13 protein-coding genes are annotated in these 15,712 nt (G+C 38.0%); 6 read left to right on the top strand and 7 right to left on the bottom strand.

Annotated elements, in window-relative coordinates; translation table 11 throughout:
* The first annotated feature begins 172 nt into the window (after positions 1–172).
* Together hslO and KME09_00460 are read left to right on the top strand one after the other, a co-directional pair.
* Entirely contained in the window at positions 173–1,066 is an 894-nt protein-coding gene (gene hslO, locus KME09_00465) for an Hsp33 family molecular chaperone HslO (protein ID MBW4532392.1), read from the top strand.
* A gap of 280 nt (positions 1,067–1,346) precedes the next feature.
* Positions 1,347–3,386 (top strand): chromosome segregation ATPase, encoded by a 2,040-nt coding sequence (locus KME09_00460; protein ID MBW4532391.1) that lies wholly within the window; start codon positions 1,347–1,349, stop codon positions 3,384–3,386.
* 22 nt (positions 3,387–3,408) lie between these two features.
* Here KME09_00460 and KME09_00455 read toward each other — a convergent pair whose 3' ends face one another.
* Positions 3,409–4,209: a DUF975 domain-containing protein gene (locus tag KME09_00455; GenBank protein MBW4532390.1), complete on the bottom strand. Its 801-nt coding sequence runs from the start codon at positions 4,207–4,209 to the stop codon at positions 3,409–3,411.
* 144 nt (positions 4,210–4,353) lie between these two features.
* Here KME09_00455 and KME09_00450 point away from each other — a divergent pair, with 144 nt between their 5' ends.
* From KME09_00450 to KME09_00440, 3 genes are all read left to right on the top strand, one after another.
* Positions 4,354–5,268: an ROK family protein gene (locus tag KME09_00450; protein ID MBW4532389.1), complete on the top strand. Its 915-nt coding sequence runs from the start codon at positions 4,354–4,356 to the stop codon at positions 5,266–5,268.
* 96 nt (positions 5,269–5,364) lie between these two features.
* Positions 5,365–6,021: a glutathione S-transferase family protein gene (locus KME09_00445; protein ID MBW4532388.1), complete on the top strand. Its 657-nt coding sequence runs from the start codon at positions 5,365–5,367 to the stop codon at positions 6,019–6,021.
* Positions 6,022–6,260: 239 nt separating this feature from the next.
* A complete protein-coding gene (locus KME09_00440; protein MBW4532387.1) occupies positions 6,261–6,494 on the top strand; it encodes a hypothetical protein in 234 nt (77 codons plus the stop codon).
* Between the two features lie 258 nt (positions 6,495–6,752).
* On the opposite strand, the gene KME09_00435 is transcribed toward KME09_00440, so the two are convergent.
* Positions 6,753–7,469: a heme oxygenase (biliverdin-producing) gene (locus KME09_00435; protein ID MBW4532386.1), complete on the bottom strand. Its 717-nt coding sequence runs from the start codon at positions 7,467–7,469 to the stop codon at positions 6,753–6,755.
* 413 nt (positions 7,470–7,882) lie between these two features.
* On the opposite strand from KME09_00435, the gene KME09_00430 reads away from it, so the two are divergent.
* A complete protein-coding gene (locus KME09_00430) occupies positions 7,883–8,281 on the top strand; it encodes a hypothetical protein (protein MBW4532385.1) in 399 nt (132 codons plus the stop codon).
* A gap of 27 nt (positions 8,282–8,308) precedes the next feature.
* Here KME09_00430 and KME09_00425 read toward each other — a convergent pair whose 3' ends face one another.
* From KME09_00425 to KME09_00405, 5 genes are all read right to left on the bottom strand, one after another.
* Positions 8,309–8,815, bottom strand: coding sequence for a zf-HC2 domain-containing protein (locus KME09_00425; GenBank protein ID MBW4532384.1), 507 nt, complete (start codon positions 8,813–8,815; stop codon positions 8,309–8,311).
* Between the two features lie 150 nt (positions 8,816–8,965).
* On the bottom strand, positions 8,966–9,622 hold the full coding sequence (locus tag KME09_00420) for a sigma-70 family RNA polymerase sigma factor (protein ID MBW4532383.1): 657 nt from the start codon (positions 9,620–9,622) through the stop codon (positions 8,966–8,968).
* 123 nt (positions 9,623–9,745) lie between these two features.
* Positions 9,746–10,294, bottom strand: coding sequence for a late competence development ComFB family protein (locus tag KME09_00415; protein MBW4532382.1), 549 nt, complete (start codon positions 10,292–10,294; stop codon positions 9,746–9,748).
* 188 nt (positions 10,295–10,482) lie between these two features.
* The gene (locus KME09_00410) at positions 10,483–11,427 is read right to left on the bottom strand and encodes a hypothetical protein (GenBank protein ID MBW4532381.1); all 945 of its coding nucleotides are present in this window, start codon (positions 11,425–11,427) and stop codon (positions 10,483–10,485) included.
* 53 nt (positions 11,428–11,480) lie between these two features.
* Positions 11,481–15,662, bottom strand: coding sequence for a hypothetical protein (locus KME09_00405; GenBank protein ID MBW4532380.1), 4,182 nt, complete (start codon positions 15,660–15,662; stop codon positions 11,481–11,483).
* Positions 15,663–15,712: the final 50 nt, after the last annotated feature.

Genomic DNA, 15,712 nt, shown 5'->3' with positions numbered 1-15,712 from the left:
CCGTCAGACGACAAAGCAAGTAGAAAGCAGCAACTGCATTTCTAGCAATTTTTCTTGTTTCTCTAGTTGATTTTTATCTGACTACTGCCGTTTAAATTATCAGTTACAGATAGTTAAACTTTAGACAGGACAACAAATAACAATAACAATATAGCGATCAATTTTAATTTCCATGACAGATAAATTAATTAGAGCCGTGGCAGCAGACGGCGGAATCAAAGCAGTTGGCGTAATTACGACTAATCTTACTGAAGAAGCCAGACGCAGACATAAACTGTCCTACGTTGCTACTGCCGCTTTAGGCAGATCGATGGCATCAGGGTTATTGTTAGCTTCGAGCATGAAAAAGGAAGGCTCTAGAGTCAATATTCACGTCAAAGGCGACGGCCCATTAGGAACAATTTTAGCTGATGCAGGATTGGATGGTACGGTACGGGGCTACGTTCAGAATCCCAGTGTTGAACTGCCGCCAAATGACCGTGGTAAGCTAGATGTAGGTAAAGCAGTAGGTCACAATGGCTATTTACATGTAGTTCGAGATGTGGGTTACGGGCAGCCCTACTCCAGCACTGTGAGTTTGGTTTCTGGTGAAGTAGGAGAAGACGTTGCTAGCTATTTAGTTACTTCTGAACAAACCCCTTCAGCTCTTTTGGTTGGGGTATTTGTAGGCGATATGGGCGTTACCGCAGCTGGGGGGATCCTACTCCAAATTATGCCCAAGGCAGCCAGAGATCAATCTTTGGTTGAACTACTAGAGTCGCGTGTATCTCAACTATCGGGATTTACGCCCTTATTACAGGCGGGTAAAAGTCTGCAAGAAATGATGCGGGAGTTATTGGGGGATTTAAATTTATTTATCTTTCCTGAATCTCATCCCGTCAGTTTTTACTGTGGCTGTTCCTGGAAAAGAGTATTGGGCGCACTCAAAATGCTGGGAGCAGCGGAGCTACAGGATATGATCGAAAAAGACGAGGGTGCAGAAGCAATCTGTCAGTTTTGTGGTGAAGTCTATCAAGCTGATGAAACTCAACTAACTCAATTGATCGCTGACTTAAAAAGCGAATAAAAGTCAGTCTAAAAGTTGTGGATTGAAGAAAATTACTCTTACAATCAGTTGATCATTTAAAAGCCAAGTACAAGTTGGGTGTAAAAAACTGTAATGATCGAATCAATTGCTTCTATGGCCCAAACCACAGAGCTTGAAATATTTCCTTAAGTAAAACTTCATTGACTTGATGCATTCACGATATATACTCAACAAAATCAGATGATAAGATGAGTTACGATTTAACCGTCGCGATGGCTAAATCAAACAGAAAGTTACTGGCATCACATTCAGATAATTTATGGCGATAAATCAAGAACCACAAAACTCTGGCTCAGATGCAGCAGGCAAAGACTCAGAGCGTAAAGCAAATAGTGAAAAATTGCGACGATCGGATTTGAAAAACAATCTGCCAGATTTTTCCGAGAATGTTTTGATTCCAGTGACTGCTCAAACTTCTAGTCATACAGCTCGTCAATCAACTGTTCAAGTTCAGCGCCCAAAAAGACAGTTATGGCAGATCTGGCAACTTTGGGGTATTTTGCTGGTGTTGTGTTCTGGGGTCATTGGTTACAGTGCGACCTCAATGCTTTTAAAGCTACCTAAGACCCAAAGCTGCGATCGAGTCTTTTGGCCGTTTGCTTCAGCATCAGTGCGCCTTTACTGCGCTCAATCCGCTGCTGAAGATAAAGAACTTGAAGGTTTGCTCTCAGCCATTAGATTAGTGGCAAGTTTACCAAAAGACCATCCCCTCAGACCAGAAATTGACCGCAATATCGATCGCTGGGCAACTTCAATTCTGGAACTGGGAGAAGCTCAGTTTCAGTCAGGAAAATTAGATACAGCGATCGCCACTGCCAGAAGAATTCCCAATAATGTCTCGGCACAGAAAATCGTAGAAACGAAAATTACTGAGTGGAAATCAATTTGGTCAGAAGCAGAGGAAATTTATCAACAGGTAGAGCAAAAGCTGCGGGAAGCTGATTGGAACGGTGCCTTTACCTGGGCGGTTCGTCTGACTGATAGCTCGAATGAATATTGGGCAACGACAAAATATGAAGAGAGCGTCGATCACATTAACATTGCTCAAGAAGAAAACGCCAGCATCACCAAAGCGCAAACTCAGGTTTCCAATGGCAACATTGACGAGCTGCTCTTAGCAATTGATAAAGCCGATAATATTAAGCCAAACAGCTATGCCTATCAACAAGCTCAAGCAGTGATTGCTCAAGGTAAAGAAAAGCTCGTTGCTATTATTGAACAACTAATTGAGCAAAGACAATGGCAAGAATTACTTCAGGTAACAGGTCGTATTCCCAAAAGCCTCAAACTAGAAAAGCGTCGTCAAGATTGGCAGATTTTAGCCAATGCGGGTTCTAGCGCCAAACTGGATACGGTATTTGGCATGGAAGAAGCAATTGAAGAAATTAAAAAAATAGACAAGAAGAGTGAATATTATCAGCTAAGACAAACTTTAACAAATCGTTGGCAGCTGGAAACTAAAGATATTGTTCATCTGTCTCAAGCAAGAGATTTAGCCAGAGTAGGCACGATCTCTAATCTTAGGGAGGCGATCGCCGAAGCAGAATTGATTCCTAGCGGTAATCCTCGCTATGGTGATGCGCGTCGAGAAATATCCGATTGGCGTGGACAAATCCAGACGATTGAAGATCAACCCATTTTAAGCCGAGCCAGAGAACTATCCTATGGCAACAGTATTAGTGCTTGGCGTAGAGCGATCGCTGAAGCAAGATTGATTGCGAGCAATAGCCCTCTATACGATGAAGCTCAAAGAGATGTTAGATCTTGGCGCGCTAATATTGAGCGGGTTGAAGATCGACCTATTCTGGATGAAGCGCAATCTTTCGCTAATGCTAATAATTATCCTGCTGCCATTGCCGCAGCTAAAAGGATTGGTTCTGGTCGATCGTTATACTCGGAAGCTCAAACTGAAATTGCCACTTGGCAACGGGAAATAGACGGACAAAGATATTTACGAGAAGCTACAGAACTAGCTAGTCAAGGTACGCCAGAAGATCTAGCCAGAGCGATTAGAATTGCTAGGCAAGCCTCCACTAGAAGTTCAGTTGGTTTTCAAATGGTGCAGGATATCAACGAATGGTCGGCGCAAATCTTGGCTATTGCCAGACAGGCTTCGGATGATTCTCTAGAAAGAGCGATCGCGATCGCCCAACAAGTCCCTTCTGGTACAGACAGCTATACTCCCGCCCAAAAAGAAATTAAAATTTGGCAAATCAGACTTAATCCTCCTCAACCAGAAGCATTACCGCCTACCTTTAAGTTAGATAAGCTCGAAAAAGAGCGAGAAGAGGAAAACTAAACCAGTAATTTAAACCAATAATTTATTTTCTTAAGTTCATGCCTAGACCTTCACGACGGATACGCAGATCGTAATAAACCACAGCCTTAATTGCCTGCCAGAAAGGAATCATCAAGGCTCCTCCTGCAAAAGCTAGCAATAGGTATAATATTGTGCCGATAGCTGCAAGACTGGGGGCATTCTCTAGTCCTGCACCAATCAATGTTTGGAAAATTAGGCTGGCTATATTGGTTACTAATAGAATTGGCACGCTAATTAAAAATCCAATTAATACGACTAATTGAATTCGACCAACAGAACCTTTAGTTAAGTCCCAGCTTCTACGAATGGTACTAGTAGCAGTTATATTTTCTTCTACCGCCAAAGGCAATTCCACCAGAAATAACCGAGAAATAAGCCATAACAAGCCAAATATAAATAACAGTAGAGCAACAATAATCAATAAGATACCCGCTATCATGCCAATTGCCGAATCTCGATCCAGCACAAAACCTGCTAACGCACCTACAATACCCGCAATGATGGAAAAGGGAATAATGGCGACAAATATGATTAGACCGACAAATATACCCGCAACCAAAAAATCCCACATTCTTCGCTTGACATGACGTTGTGCTTCTGTGATTGTTTCTGGCTGTTCGGCAACTTCTTGATATGCTAAACGGGCAATCATGCCCATCATAGCTGAATATTTTGCCCAGCCATAAACTGGGACAAGAATCCACAAATAGCCTAAAAATGCCGACTTGAAATAGTTTTTAAAATTATCACGATAAATTCTTAACCCAGCACTAACAATATTTCCCACACTTAAAGGTTTCATAGTTAACAATTAACTCCTAAAGGTAATTCGTTGTCTAACAACTCAACTATTTAGATATTTATAGACAATTAAGTACTAATCGTTCATAGTTTAATCTTGCCCGAAAAAGCTGTACAACTAACTATTAAGTTAACTGAGATAAATATTAATCAAATGATCGAGCAGGTAATCGGCATAGATTTGGGGGGAACAGCGATTAAGCTGGGGCGTTTTTTAGAGGATGGCACTTGTCTGGAAACGATTTCTCTGACTACTCCTCAACCTGCTAATCCACAAGCTGTAGTAAAGGCGATCGCTCAAGGAGTTAAACAACTTAATCTAAATTATACCTGTAGGGCGATCGGGTTAGGGATGCCTGGCCCTACAGATAAAGCCCGACGTATTGCCAGAAAATCAATCAATCTACCTGGTTGGGACAATATTCCCGTTGCTGACTGGCTGGAAGCGCAGACAGGATTGCCTACTGTCTTAGAAAATGATGCTAACTGTGCGGCGATCGGCGAAGCTTGGTTAGGTGCAGGTAGAGCATTTAAAGATTTTATTTTATTAACTTTGGGAACTGGTGTCGGCGGGGGAATTTTTATCGACGGTAAATTGTTTACAGGTCGCGACGGTGCAGCAGGGGAATTGGGTTTAATTACCTTAAATCCTGATGGTTATCCCTGTCGTAGTGGTAACCAAGGTTCATTGGAGCAGTATGCTTCGATTGGCGCAATTCAGCGTCGAACAGGCAAAGAACCCGCAGAAATAGGATGGTTAGCTCAAGCAGGAGACACCGCAGCTCTTGAGTTTTGGCAGGACTATGGCAGAGTTTTGGGAGCAGGACTGGCTAGCTTAGTGTACATACTCACCCCTGAAGCGATAATTATTGGCGGGGGAATTAGTGCTAGCTGTGAATTTTTTCTTACCAGTACTTTAGCTGAAATTAAGCAACGAGTGGTTTCTCCTTCTCGTGTTGGTCTACAGTTGATTCCTGCTCAGTTGGGTAATCAAGCAGGAATGTTGGGTGCTGCCAAGCTGATTTGGAACGAGATTGAAAAGCAGCGTATCAAATCATAGCGTCGAGCAATGATTAATTTTTCAGCGCCTCCTCTTTGCTTCAATTGCTGTAAATTGTAAATGAAAAGTTTTGGTCGTAATTATGAGGTTTTAATCATGCTGAAATTTTACTATTCTCGTCTTTCAATCAATGCCCGTCGAGTTTGGGTAACTCTATTAGAAAAAAAACTAGAGTTTGAACCAATTTTATTAAAACTCAATGGCGATCAGTTCCAGCCAGATTTTTTGGAACTTAATCCTTTTCATCATATTCCCGTCTTAATAGATCGAAACTTCAAAATTTTTGAGTCTTTAGCAATCTTAGATTATCTCGAAGCTAAATTTCCCGATCCTTCTTTTATGCCTGCCAATGCTGAGGATATAGCTAAGGTACGCATGATTGAATTAATAACCATAAATGAACTGCCACCTGCTTCGATTGTGTTGATGAAAGAAATGTTAGACATAGCAGTTGAAGAGCAGAAAATTAAACAAGCTAGACAAAGTATGGCGACAGTATTGCAATATTTTGAAGTTAGTTTACCAAAAGATCGAGCTTATTTTGTCCAAGAAAAATTAACCTATGCCGATATCGTCGCAGGAACAGCAGTCGCAGCAATTCCTAATCTCGGAATTAGTTTAGAACCATATCCTAAAGTAACTAAATGGCTTGAAAATTTAAATCAACGTTCTAGTTGGCAACAAACAGCACCTTCTTCAGAAGAAATTGAAAGATCAAAAGCAGTTATGAAAGCAATTTTACAAAACCGCTAGCCTGCCAAACAGTCAATCTCGTTGAATTACCAACAAAGCGGAGAAACTACCTAAAAAGACTAGAGCTTATGGCTAACATCAACCCTTCAACTGTCACCGAAGCGATCGCCGATGTTAGCTGGAATTAATATTGGTAGTGAAAACCGTAATTGTTGCATCTTGTTTATAAATCAAGTTTTTGTTACATTATTTTACATAAGGATAAAAAACTTAAAAAAATAACAAAGTAGAGGTCAGTTATGATAACCCTATTAATTGCCGTAATCTTGATTGGTTGGACAGCAGCAGCAGTGATTGGTACTCAAGCTTATTTTCGCGGAGAACAAACTAAGCCCATTCATGAGCGCAACCTAAAATCTGAATCCTTTGAACTACTAGCCAAATCATTTACAGGACAAGATACTGATTATGGCGAGCGCATCCCTGCTTTTTCTTTAGATACTTACGCCAGCAACAATCTCCCTAAAGCATAAAAGTATAAAAAAGTCTCAAATTCCATAATTTGCCTCAAAAGCAGACAATCCTGAGAGTCAGTAAGCGATTAAGCTAAGTCTAAACCTAGTTCTAACCGCAACCCAACTTTCAGGATTGTTTTTGTCTATATTAATCTTTGTGTAACTTAAAGCTAGAGTGTAGTAATTAGCTTTGATATCTCTAGTTTTACTGATAAATCAGTGATTTAAGCATCTTATATTTGATTTTATCCACCCATTTATCATTTACTCGATCATTTACTCAGCAGTAGCTAATTCTGTGCTGCCACGAGTACGGCGACGAGTTAAAGTATTAAACAGCATTACGCCGATCGCCTTAACCAAGTTACCTTCAAGTTCTTGGAACAATTCCATGTTTTTGCCAAAAGCTGCATTAGCTTCATCAACAATTTTCTCGGCGGTAGCCTGATCGATAGGTAGCTCATCCATTGCTGCACGATACTTGTTTTTAAAAGCTTTCTCATCGGCAATATCATGAAATTCATAAAAAGCTGTTCCCTCACCGTCGGTAAGATTCATGGCTCTTTGAGAAATCTTCTTCAAAATTTGTCCCCCAGACAAGTCACCCAAGTAGCGAGTATAGCAATGAGCGACTAGTAATTCGGGTTCAGTCTGAGCTATTTCGCGAATGCGTGCCACGTAAGCTTTACCTGCTTTGGTGTTTTTTGCTTCTTCGCGCCAGTTAGCACCATAATAAAAATGCAAATCTTGTTCCAAACTTTGTTTACGGTTAAGTTCAGAAAAATAAATTTTAGACAATACTGGATGGTCTTTTAGTCGTTCCATCTCTTCTTCCATGGCGGAATAGACGAAATAAAGACTAGTCACTAGCTTGCGATAAGATTTTTTTTCAACTACTCCTTTGAGAAAACATTTTACAAAACCAACGTTTTCTGCCATGGTGTGAGACTTTTTTGTCCCCTCGCGCAACATTGTGGCTAAATTAACGCTCATACTAAATTCCTTATTTTTATGATTAACGTACTAAATCTTATTCTGTAACCAAAGATTCAAAAAACTACCTAGTTTGTTAGCGTAAACCGAATTAATGACAATTGTTATTAAGAATTTTTACGTTTAGCATACTGGTTTCCCAACAGCCTTTTGTTAAAATTCTCTACGCTGAATTAATCCAATTGATTCTTTAGCGCTAATCGAACTAGTAACTGACTGGACTTATACAATTATCTTTACAATATTGTGGCGTTGTCCAACTCTTAACTCTTTAAGTTTAAGCTGAGGAAATATAATCAGACAAATAACTGATAATTTTCTTCTTAAATAATGTTGATAATGTATCAGAATATTTTTTCAATTATTTAATAAATCTTAAAATATTTTTACATTTTAAAACACTTAGCTTTGCCATGATTAATTGGTGCAAACAAAATACTTTATTGTTGCTGATAACTTCCTATTTTTGGAGTGGACAATCATCTGATGTTGCTGACAGTATAGTCACGAAAGCTGAATGTAGCAATATTAATACTGCTTATCAAAAAGTATATGGTTTTGAAACAGAAAACCATCACATAAATATTTGCCAGTTGGGCAACAAATTTTACTATTATCGTCAATCTAAGGCGAATGCCAATAATATCTTGGTTCCTGCTGAAGCTGTTGTTCGGGGCAGTGTTTTTCAAGCTCAAGCCGATCAGACAACTTATTTTGTCGGCATAGACAGCGATCGCTATTATTCTTCTGTTATGTCCAATAATAATAATGAAATTGTGTTGGAACTAGAAATTCCTTTTGAATTCAAATAGCTAGATTTGATTTTTGAGCGAGTTTGGCTATTGGGTACTGTAACCATCTACTGACTTAGGAATGTTAATGGTAGGCTTGTTTAGAGCTACAGCTAACATGACATTATCAGAGAGATTTTCGCCTGAGTTGGGAGACTGAGCTACTTTTAAGCCTGGAGACGTAATTCCGAAGATTAAGCCTGTTATGGTAGCTAGACAAGATACAGCGATCGCACTTCCACTTAAAACTAGTCTGCGCTGATGATGTTGACGATCTAGAGCTTGGAATACTTGCTCTGTCATTTCTCCTACAGTTATTTGACTAGGAGGTGCTTCTAAACCCTGCATTTGACTTTGTAAAGCTAATAGTTTAAAATAAAGCGCCTTGGTCTGAGGATCTCGATCGATCCAGGTTTGTACTTGATGTCTTTCTGTTGGGGATAGCTCTCCGTCAAGATAGGCACTGAGCAGCTCAAAACTATCGCTCGGTAATTCCATTTTATTTAAGCTGGCCATAGATTTATCCTGTTTTAAATCTTCAAATTTGGATGTCATTTTGGCATCACCGTTATAAAAAAATGTTAAAAATAATCTTTAACTAATTCACAGCATCATCTTTAGTTATAAACAGCAAAAACTTTTTCAATTCAATTTGATTTAATTGATTTGATCTCAGCTATCTATAATCTGCTTATCTTTACTAATCTACTCTTCATCAATATATTTTTGCAATACCGACTGAAGTTTTAATCTAGCTCTAGCAATTCTAGATTTTACTGTTCCTAGAGATACCCCTGTCATTTCAGCAATTTCTTCATAAGGCAATCCTTCAATTTCTCTTAATACAATTGTAGTTCTAAAAGTTTCAGGAAGCTGAGATATTGCTGTTCGTAAATGCTCATAGAACTCTTGGGTTGCAAGATCATCACTAGGACTGGGAGCCTCATCAGGAAGTTCCCAACTCATCTCACCATCTTCAACATATCGAGGTGCGTCTAAAGATAGGGGAGGATTAACACGCTTACGTTTACGTAATTCATCGTAAAAAAGATTAGTGGCGATGCGGCTTAACCAACCACGAAACTTGGCAGGTTCTTGTAAACGGTGGAGATTACGATAAACTCGAATCCATACTTCTTGGGCTAAATCGGCTCGTTCTTGCCAATCTGGAGCTAAATGATAGAACAGGCGATTGAGATGAGACTGATATCTTTTCAGCAATTCCGCAAAAGCTGCCTTATCTGGCTGGGCACCTGCTTGGCAAAAAACAATAAGCTCGTAATTAGAAAGTTTTTCAGGAGACACTAAGCTTTGATTGCTCATCTTAGCTTTTGACCAGGATGCAGAAAGAGATAGACTCATGTACTTAAATAAACCTCAGTATAGACTTTCTGGATGCTTATTTTAGACTAAAAAATAACTACAAAAGTTCCAAGAGCGCTGGTTCAGTTATTTTAATCGCGATCGAACTGAGCAAACTAAAGTTTAAGAGAAGTTATTATTTTGTTCGTAGCTGGGGGCATAGTCTTTTAAAAGGCTGCTGAGTTGGCTTGCCACTTGAGAATCGTTTTTCTGGCTAATTGCCTGTCTTTCGGGGAAGAATTCTGGGCGATCCAAATAGCGAGCGATCGCTTCGTTAACCTGTTTTTGAATCAGATTTTGTAGTTCTTGCCTAGCTCTTTGACGCTGATAACTAGCCCCTTCTTCGGTGGTAGCATATAGAGGAGGTAAACGGTTTAGGGCATAAGCAGCAATATCCCCGACATCTAGAGAAGAATCGCTGGTTTGTTCAATTTCGGCTACACGGGCGATCGCTTCACTGAGAACTAATTCTTCCATGACGTTAATAAATTGCTTACGAGGCACAGCTACCACTTCTCCTGTGAGTAGAGAACCCATAAGCTTGTCTAGAGCCATGTATTCTTCTACTGATAACTCGGCTGCTGTATCACAAATTCTGCCGACTTCAGCTTCCATACTCGGAGTCAGATAGCCGTCTTGTAGAGCTTGTTCAACAATTGAATTAATTCCCATAGTTAAAATTAAATAGTGATAGATAAATGCAAATCAAGCTAATCCTTCGCACTATCTTAATCTCTATTTTCCTGAATCGGCACAATAGTTTGGCTAAAAATCTTACTTCCTCTGGATCGTTGTTAACTACTAGATTTTGCCGAAGTGGCGATCGCACTTTCTTGAGTATTTGATGTTGGCAAGTTCGATTAAGGATTGTAAGTAAACTGACTATGGAGAGCAACACCAACAAAATCGCGATCGCCTGTTTTTCCTAAGAGATAAAGATGCTCGTAATCCCAAAAACAAAAACGATAGAGTAATAGATCAGGAAATACAGCATTTAAAAATTTAGTCAAACTTTCTTCATAATTATCAAAACCCCATCCTCCTCTTCCTTGTATAGTAAATTTTTCAAAATTGTATATTTCTACTAAACCTGATGATAATAAAGCTTTGTTGACGGCAGCCTCTTGAGTAATTTCTGATGTACAAATTACTTTGAACTTATGGGTGTGACAGTAACCACCATCATAATATCCATATATATTAATAGTATCTAATTGCATTAAAATATCATTAATTTGAGTTTCTACTTTTGAAAGGTTTTCTATTTTTAAATCAGAGCTTACTTCTTCGATCAATGGCGAACACTGAATTAGATCTTTAATAAATTCAGGTGTTTCTTGAGGAACAGTTGTAGAAAGACAAATCCATCGTTGACGATCAGGAATTTTGCCAACGACAAGCGATAAAGAGTAATTGTCATTGCAGCTAATATTAAATGCTTTTAAATTTTCTAGGTTGTCGATTAATAATGATAATAAATTATAATAATGTTGATATCTTGTATTTTTAGTAATTTCGTCTAACAAAATATTTGCTTTATCTTTTTTGTAAAGATAAATAATTTGAGATGCCAAACCATTTTGTTCTGACCATAGCCAGTTTGTAAATATAACTTCGGGATCTGTTTCTTTTATCCAGCCTTCAGATGTAATTAGGTTTAATGACGTGAATTTATCTTGTATATTTGTATTCCAAACATAGGGTTGTAAGTTAGCACCATTTTCATGACAAGGAAGATAATATCTTATATTTTTTTGTAAAATTACTTCCAAAGTAGCTAAACGTTGTTCGGTTTCAGGATGCATTATTTGTACCAAATTACTATTTTAAAAAAAAGTTAAAAGTTACATAAATATCTCTACAAAAGTAAATTATTAAGAGCAACTGCTCTAACAATTTGATTACTATCTTGGATAAGTTGTTGTTTGATTTCTGTAGGTGTAGCAGGATTATTTGCTACTGCATAACGTTCGATCCAAGATACAGAATTTGCACCATTTTCTAATATTTCTATTGGCGTTAAAGGATGTAATAAAGAAATAAAACGGACAAAAGGAACTTCTGGTTCTACATATTCTGATAATAGAGAAGGTAAATCATCAGTAGCGTGGTTGTAAATACGGCTAAGTCCTCGTAAAGTAGGACTAATTGTTTGATTATTACTTTTAGTTGTTGGTAATAAATCTTTTAAAGAATTCTTAATTACTTTAGGAGTATTAAAATTATTAGCTACAGCGCGACGTACTTCTACTGATTCATCTTCTGCTAAAATTTCTAGAATATTAATGGAAGTATTAGGATTAGCTGCAACTTTTGTTCTTACTTTTGCTTCTGTGTCTTGTGATAATTGTTCTAAAACTTGACTGGGAGTTTTGTTATTTCCCGCTACTTCTAATCGAACATCTGTCACGTTATCTTGTGCGATGGTTTCTAAAATATTAATAGGCGCGTTAATTTTAGATGCTACAGCTTTTCTCACAGAAATATTTTGATCTTCAGTTAGTTTTATCCATAATTCTTCAATTAGATTAGGATGACGAGTTAAAGCTACTCGCACATCAAGACAGGGATCTTGAGTGAGAATATTAAGTAGTTCTGGAGTTAAACTAGGATTATAAACTAAAGATTTGATTACATCATTATCCGTTCTGGGTGGCAAAATAGATTTAGGATCGCGTGTTGGACTAACAAACTCTCTTCGGGCAATAATTTCTAATGCGTCAATAGGAGTTTTGGGATTAGACGCGATCGCAATTAATAAATCGTAAGCATCTCCGAATAAGCCACTTTTCAGGCTATCTTTGGTTGTATTTGGTGCATTAGCCGATCTTTGAGCATTTTCGACGATTTGCCTTAAAACTTTAGCGGGAGTATTAGGATGACGTACAATACTCAGGCGAGTAGTGAGATCGGGATTATCAGCTAAGTATTCTAGTGCGCTAGGTGGGGTGTTGGGGTTACTAGCGACGGCTCGAATTGTTGCAATATAAGAATCGCGAGCTAGTTGTTCTAAAATCCTAGTAGGAGTATTTGGATGAACAGCAACGCGATAACGAACAGAAGCGTCTTGATGATTTGCTAATTCAGCTAAAGTCTCACCAGGCATTTGCGTACCTTTGACAGGGTGCTTAATAAATTCAGCTAAAGCTTTACTATTTATTCTTTTTACTGCTTGAGCAAGCACCATCGGGGGTGTATTAGGATTGCGTTTATTAACGATGTTGTCTTTCAACCCCAAACGATTAAGAACAGTTGCAGGAGTATTTAAATTAGTAGCCAGTTTTCTTTTAACTTCAATACTCGAATCGTTCGCTAATTGCACTAAAAGTTCTTCTGGTGTATCAGAATGTTCTGCTACTTTAGCTCTAACTTTTTCTAATTCATCTTTGGCTAGTTTTTCTAGTAATTGAACAGGAGTTTTAATTTTGCTGTAATTATTTTTATGTGCAAGATTTAATCGAATTCTGACACTAGAATCTTCTGCTAGTTCCAATAAGATGTTTAAAGGTAAATTCTGATTTTGTGCCATAACTGAACGCACTGTTTCATCTTGATCTTTAGCTAATTGTTCTAATACTTGGATGGGAGTTTTAGGGTTTCTAGCTGCGGAGATTTTGACATTGCGATCGCCTGTTTCTAAAACCCTGGCTAAAGCGTAAGGACTATCTGTTCTTTTTGCTAATATTTGATTTGCTTTATCATTTTCTTCTTTTTCTTGTATTTGTAATTTAATTTTATATAGAGTTAAATAATCAATATTAGGGTTTTTTAGGACTGCTTCCCGTACTCCATAGTTACCTTTGTTTAAAGCAAGTTTTTCTAGTAAATCGATAGGTGTGTTAGGGTTTTTCGCAACATCTACTAATGTATGAGAAAGTCCAGAATTATTTTCTATTTCTTCAACAGTTTGTCTGAGAAGATGAACGGGACAATTAGGATTTTTAACAACTTGTTGTAATCCACCTACTCTTCTGTTAGCAATTTTTTCTAATATTTCTACTGGTGTTCCACAATGTAGAACAATTGCTTCAATAACATTGCTATAACCAGAACTAAGAGCTTGTTCTAGATATTCATATCGTTTATTTTCCTCTACTGCGGGATTACAACCAAGTGAAAATCGTAGGAAAGCATCATGACGATAGCAGTTTAAGTCATCAGATTGTTCTTGATATCTTTCCCATAAGTTATTTCGTATATCATTTGGAGTAGATGGATTTCTTAACAAGCCAATTATAATTCCTTGAGTACGTCTATCACTTTGGTGTGACATTCCAGCTAATATTAATAGACCATAAAGGCTATAAGTTGGTGGTAAATTCTCCAACAAGTCGGCTGGGTTTACTGAAGAATTATTTAAGCCTCTATCTAACCAACGTTTATCATGACTAGGAACACCTCCATTGAGTCCTATCGCTGGCATCATCATCATCGACATCACATTTAATTGCAGAATTTCAGCTTCATCTAGAGAATTTACAATTTGATTCCAGTCTTGCAAAATAGGATTGCAAAATACTGAATCTTGTCTTAACCAAAACAATATTTGGTCTGGAGATTGATGTTTATCGATAAAATTAACAATTTTGTCCAATAAGGATTGGGAAGTAATAGGGACAATATTACTTAGTGTATTTATAACTTTACCGATTGAAAATAATTCTCCTGCTAGCTCTTCTAAAATAGGAATAGGGGTATTAGAGTCTCCTGCAATCTCCATCAAAATTTGCATTAAAATGCGCTCTTTACATTCACTTTGAATTAAGTTATTTAGCAACTGTATTCTAATAGCTTCAGGAGTTTTTTGATTTTGAGCAGCAGCTAGTTTAATTCCGAAATTGGGATACGGAATTATTTGTTCTATGATTTCCACCGACACTTGAGGATGCTTGGCAATATCAATTAAGAATTTCAGATCGTCTTGAATCCACTTTTCTAAAACTTCTGGTTTAGGTTGACGACTGCGTTTAGCTAACTTAGCTGTTCTCATTTCATCCAAATCCACATCAGCAAATTCGGCTAAAATCCAATTAGGCGTATTAGATTGTTTCAATAAAAAATCTCTAATATTTGTGTCTTTCCATACAGAAAAATTCGTATTCCTATTATTAAAAACTCTTTCTAATATACTCGCTGGTAAATCTTGGCGACTCTTAATAACTCCTTGTTGAGTATCGAATAAACTATGTAAAATCTCTTCCGTCGCCTTGAGATGTTTGGCTACTTCTGCCTGTATTTCTTGACTAGAATGTTGAGCTAATACTACTAAAATATTGGCAGGAGTAACAGGATTTTTGGCTACTGCTAATTGAATCTTAAATGCTCGATCCCCTGCTAATTTTAATAACGTTGCTTCAGAAGCTGAGGGGTTTTGCGCTACAGCCAGTCTAATCCAATCCCAATTACTATTGCTTAAATTATCTAGCTGTTGTGTATCCGTATCCCAATTACTGGCTACCTCATGTTGTCCTGTAACTAACTGAACCAACTCTGGGGGACAATGGGGGTTGTATTGTACGGCGATGCGGATGGGTAATTCTAAATCGCCGATTAACTGTTTTAAAACTGGTAATGGAGCATCGGGAGATTCTGCTACCTCTAGACGGGGTTCTAAAGTGGGTTCTTGTGCCAATCTAGTTAGTAGTTGTAATCGGTAGCGTAAGGGTAAGTAAGGATTGTTTAAACCTTGAATTAGATACTCTGGAGGAACGTATTCGCTGAAGAAATAAGCAGGTACAGGGGCGATTTTGAGTAATTCAACGGCTAATCTGTCGTTTTGCCCTAAATAACGATTTTTAAAGAGTTCATCAACTACATCTTGCCAATTACCTGCTAATTCCCCTGCGTAATTAACGTGCAGTCGTGCAGCTTCGGCTACTTCTGGCTGGTCGCTGTTTGCCAATACCTCCAAAACATGAGGGGGAGTGTCGGGATGAGTAGCGATCGCAATTTGCAATGCTAGATTTTCAGTTAGGATCGTTTCAGGGCGATCGCCAAAAGACTTTAAAGTATTAGCATCCAGGGAAATCAATCGTTGCATTTTTTTTCTGCTTCAATTATCGATAACTTTTTAGTACATTATTACTCAAG

The sequence above is a fragment of the Pleurocapsa minor HA4230-MV1 genome, assembly GCA_019359095.1.
Classification (GTDB): domain Bacteria; phylum Cyanobacteriota; class Cyanobacteriia; order Cyanobacteriales; family Xenococcaceae; genus Waterburya; species Waterburya minor.
Note: the sequence above shows the minus strand (reverse complement) of the source record. Positions and strands in the feature narration are given on the sequence as shown.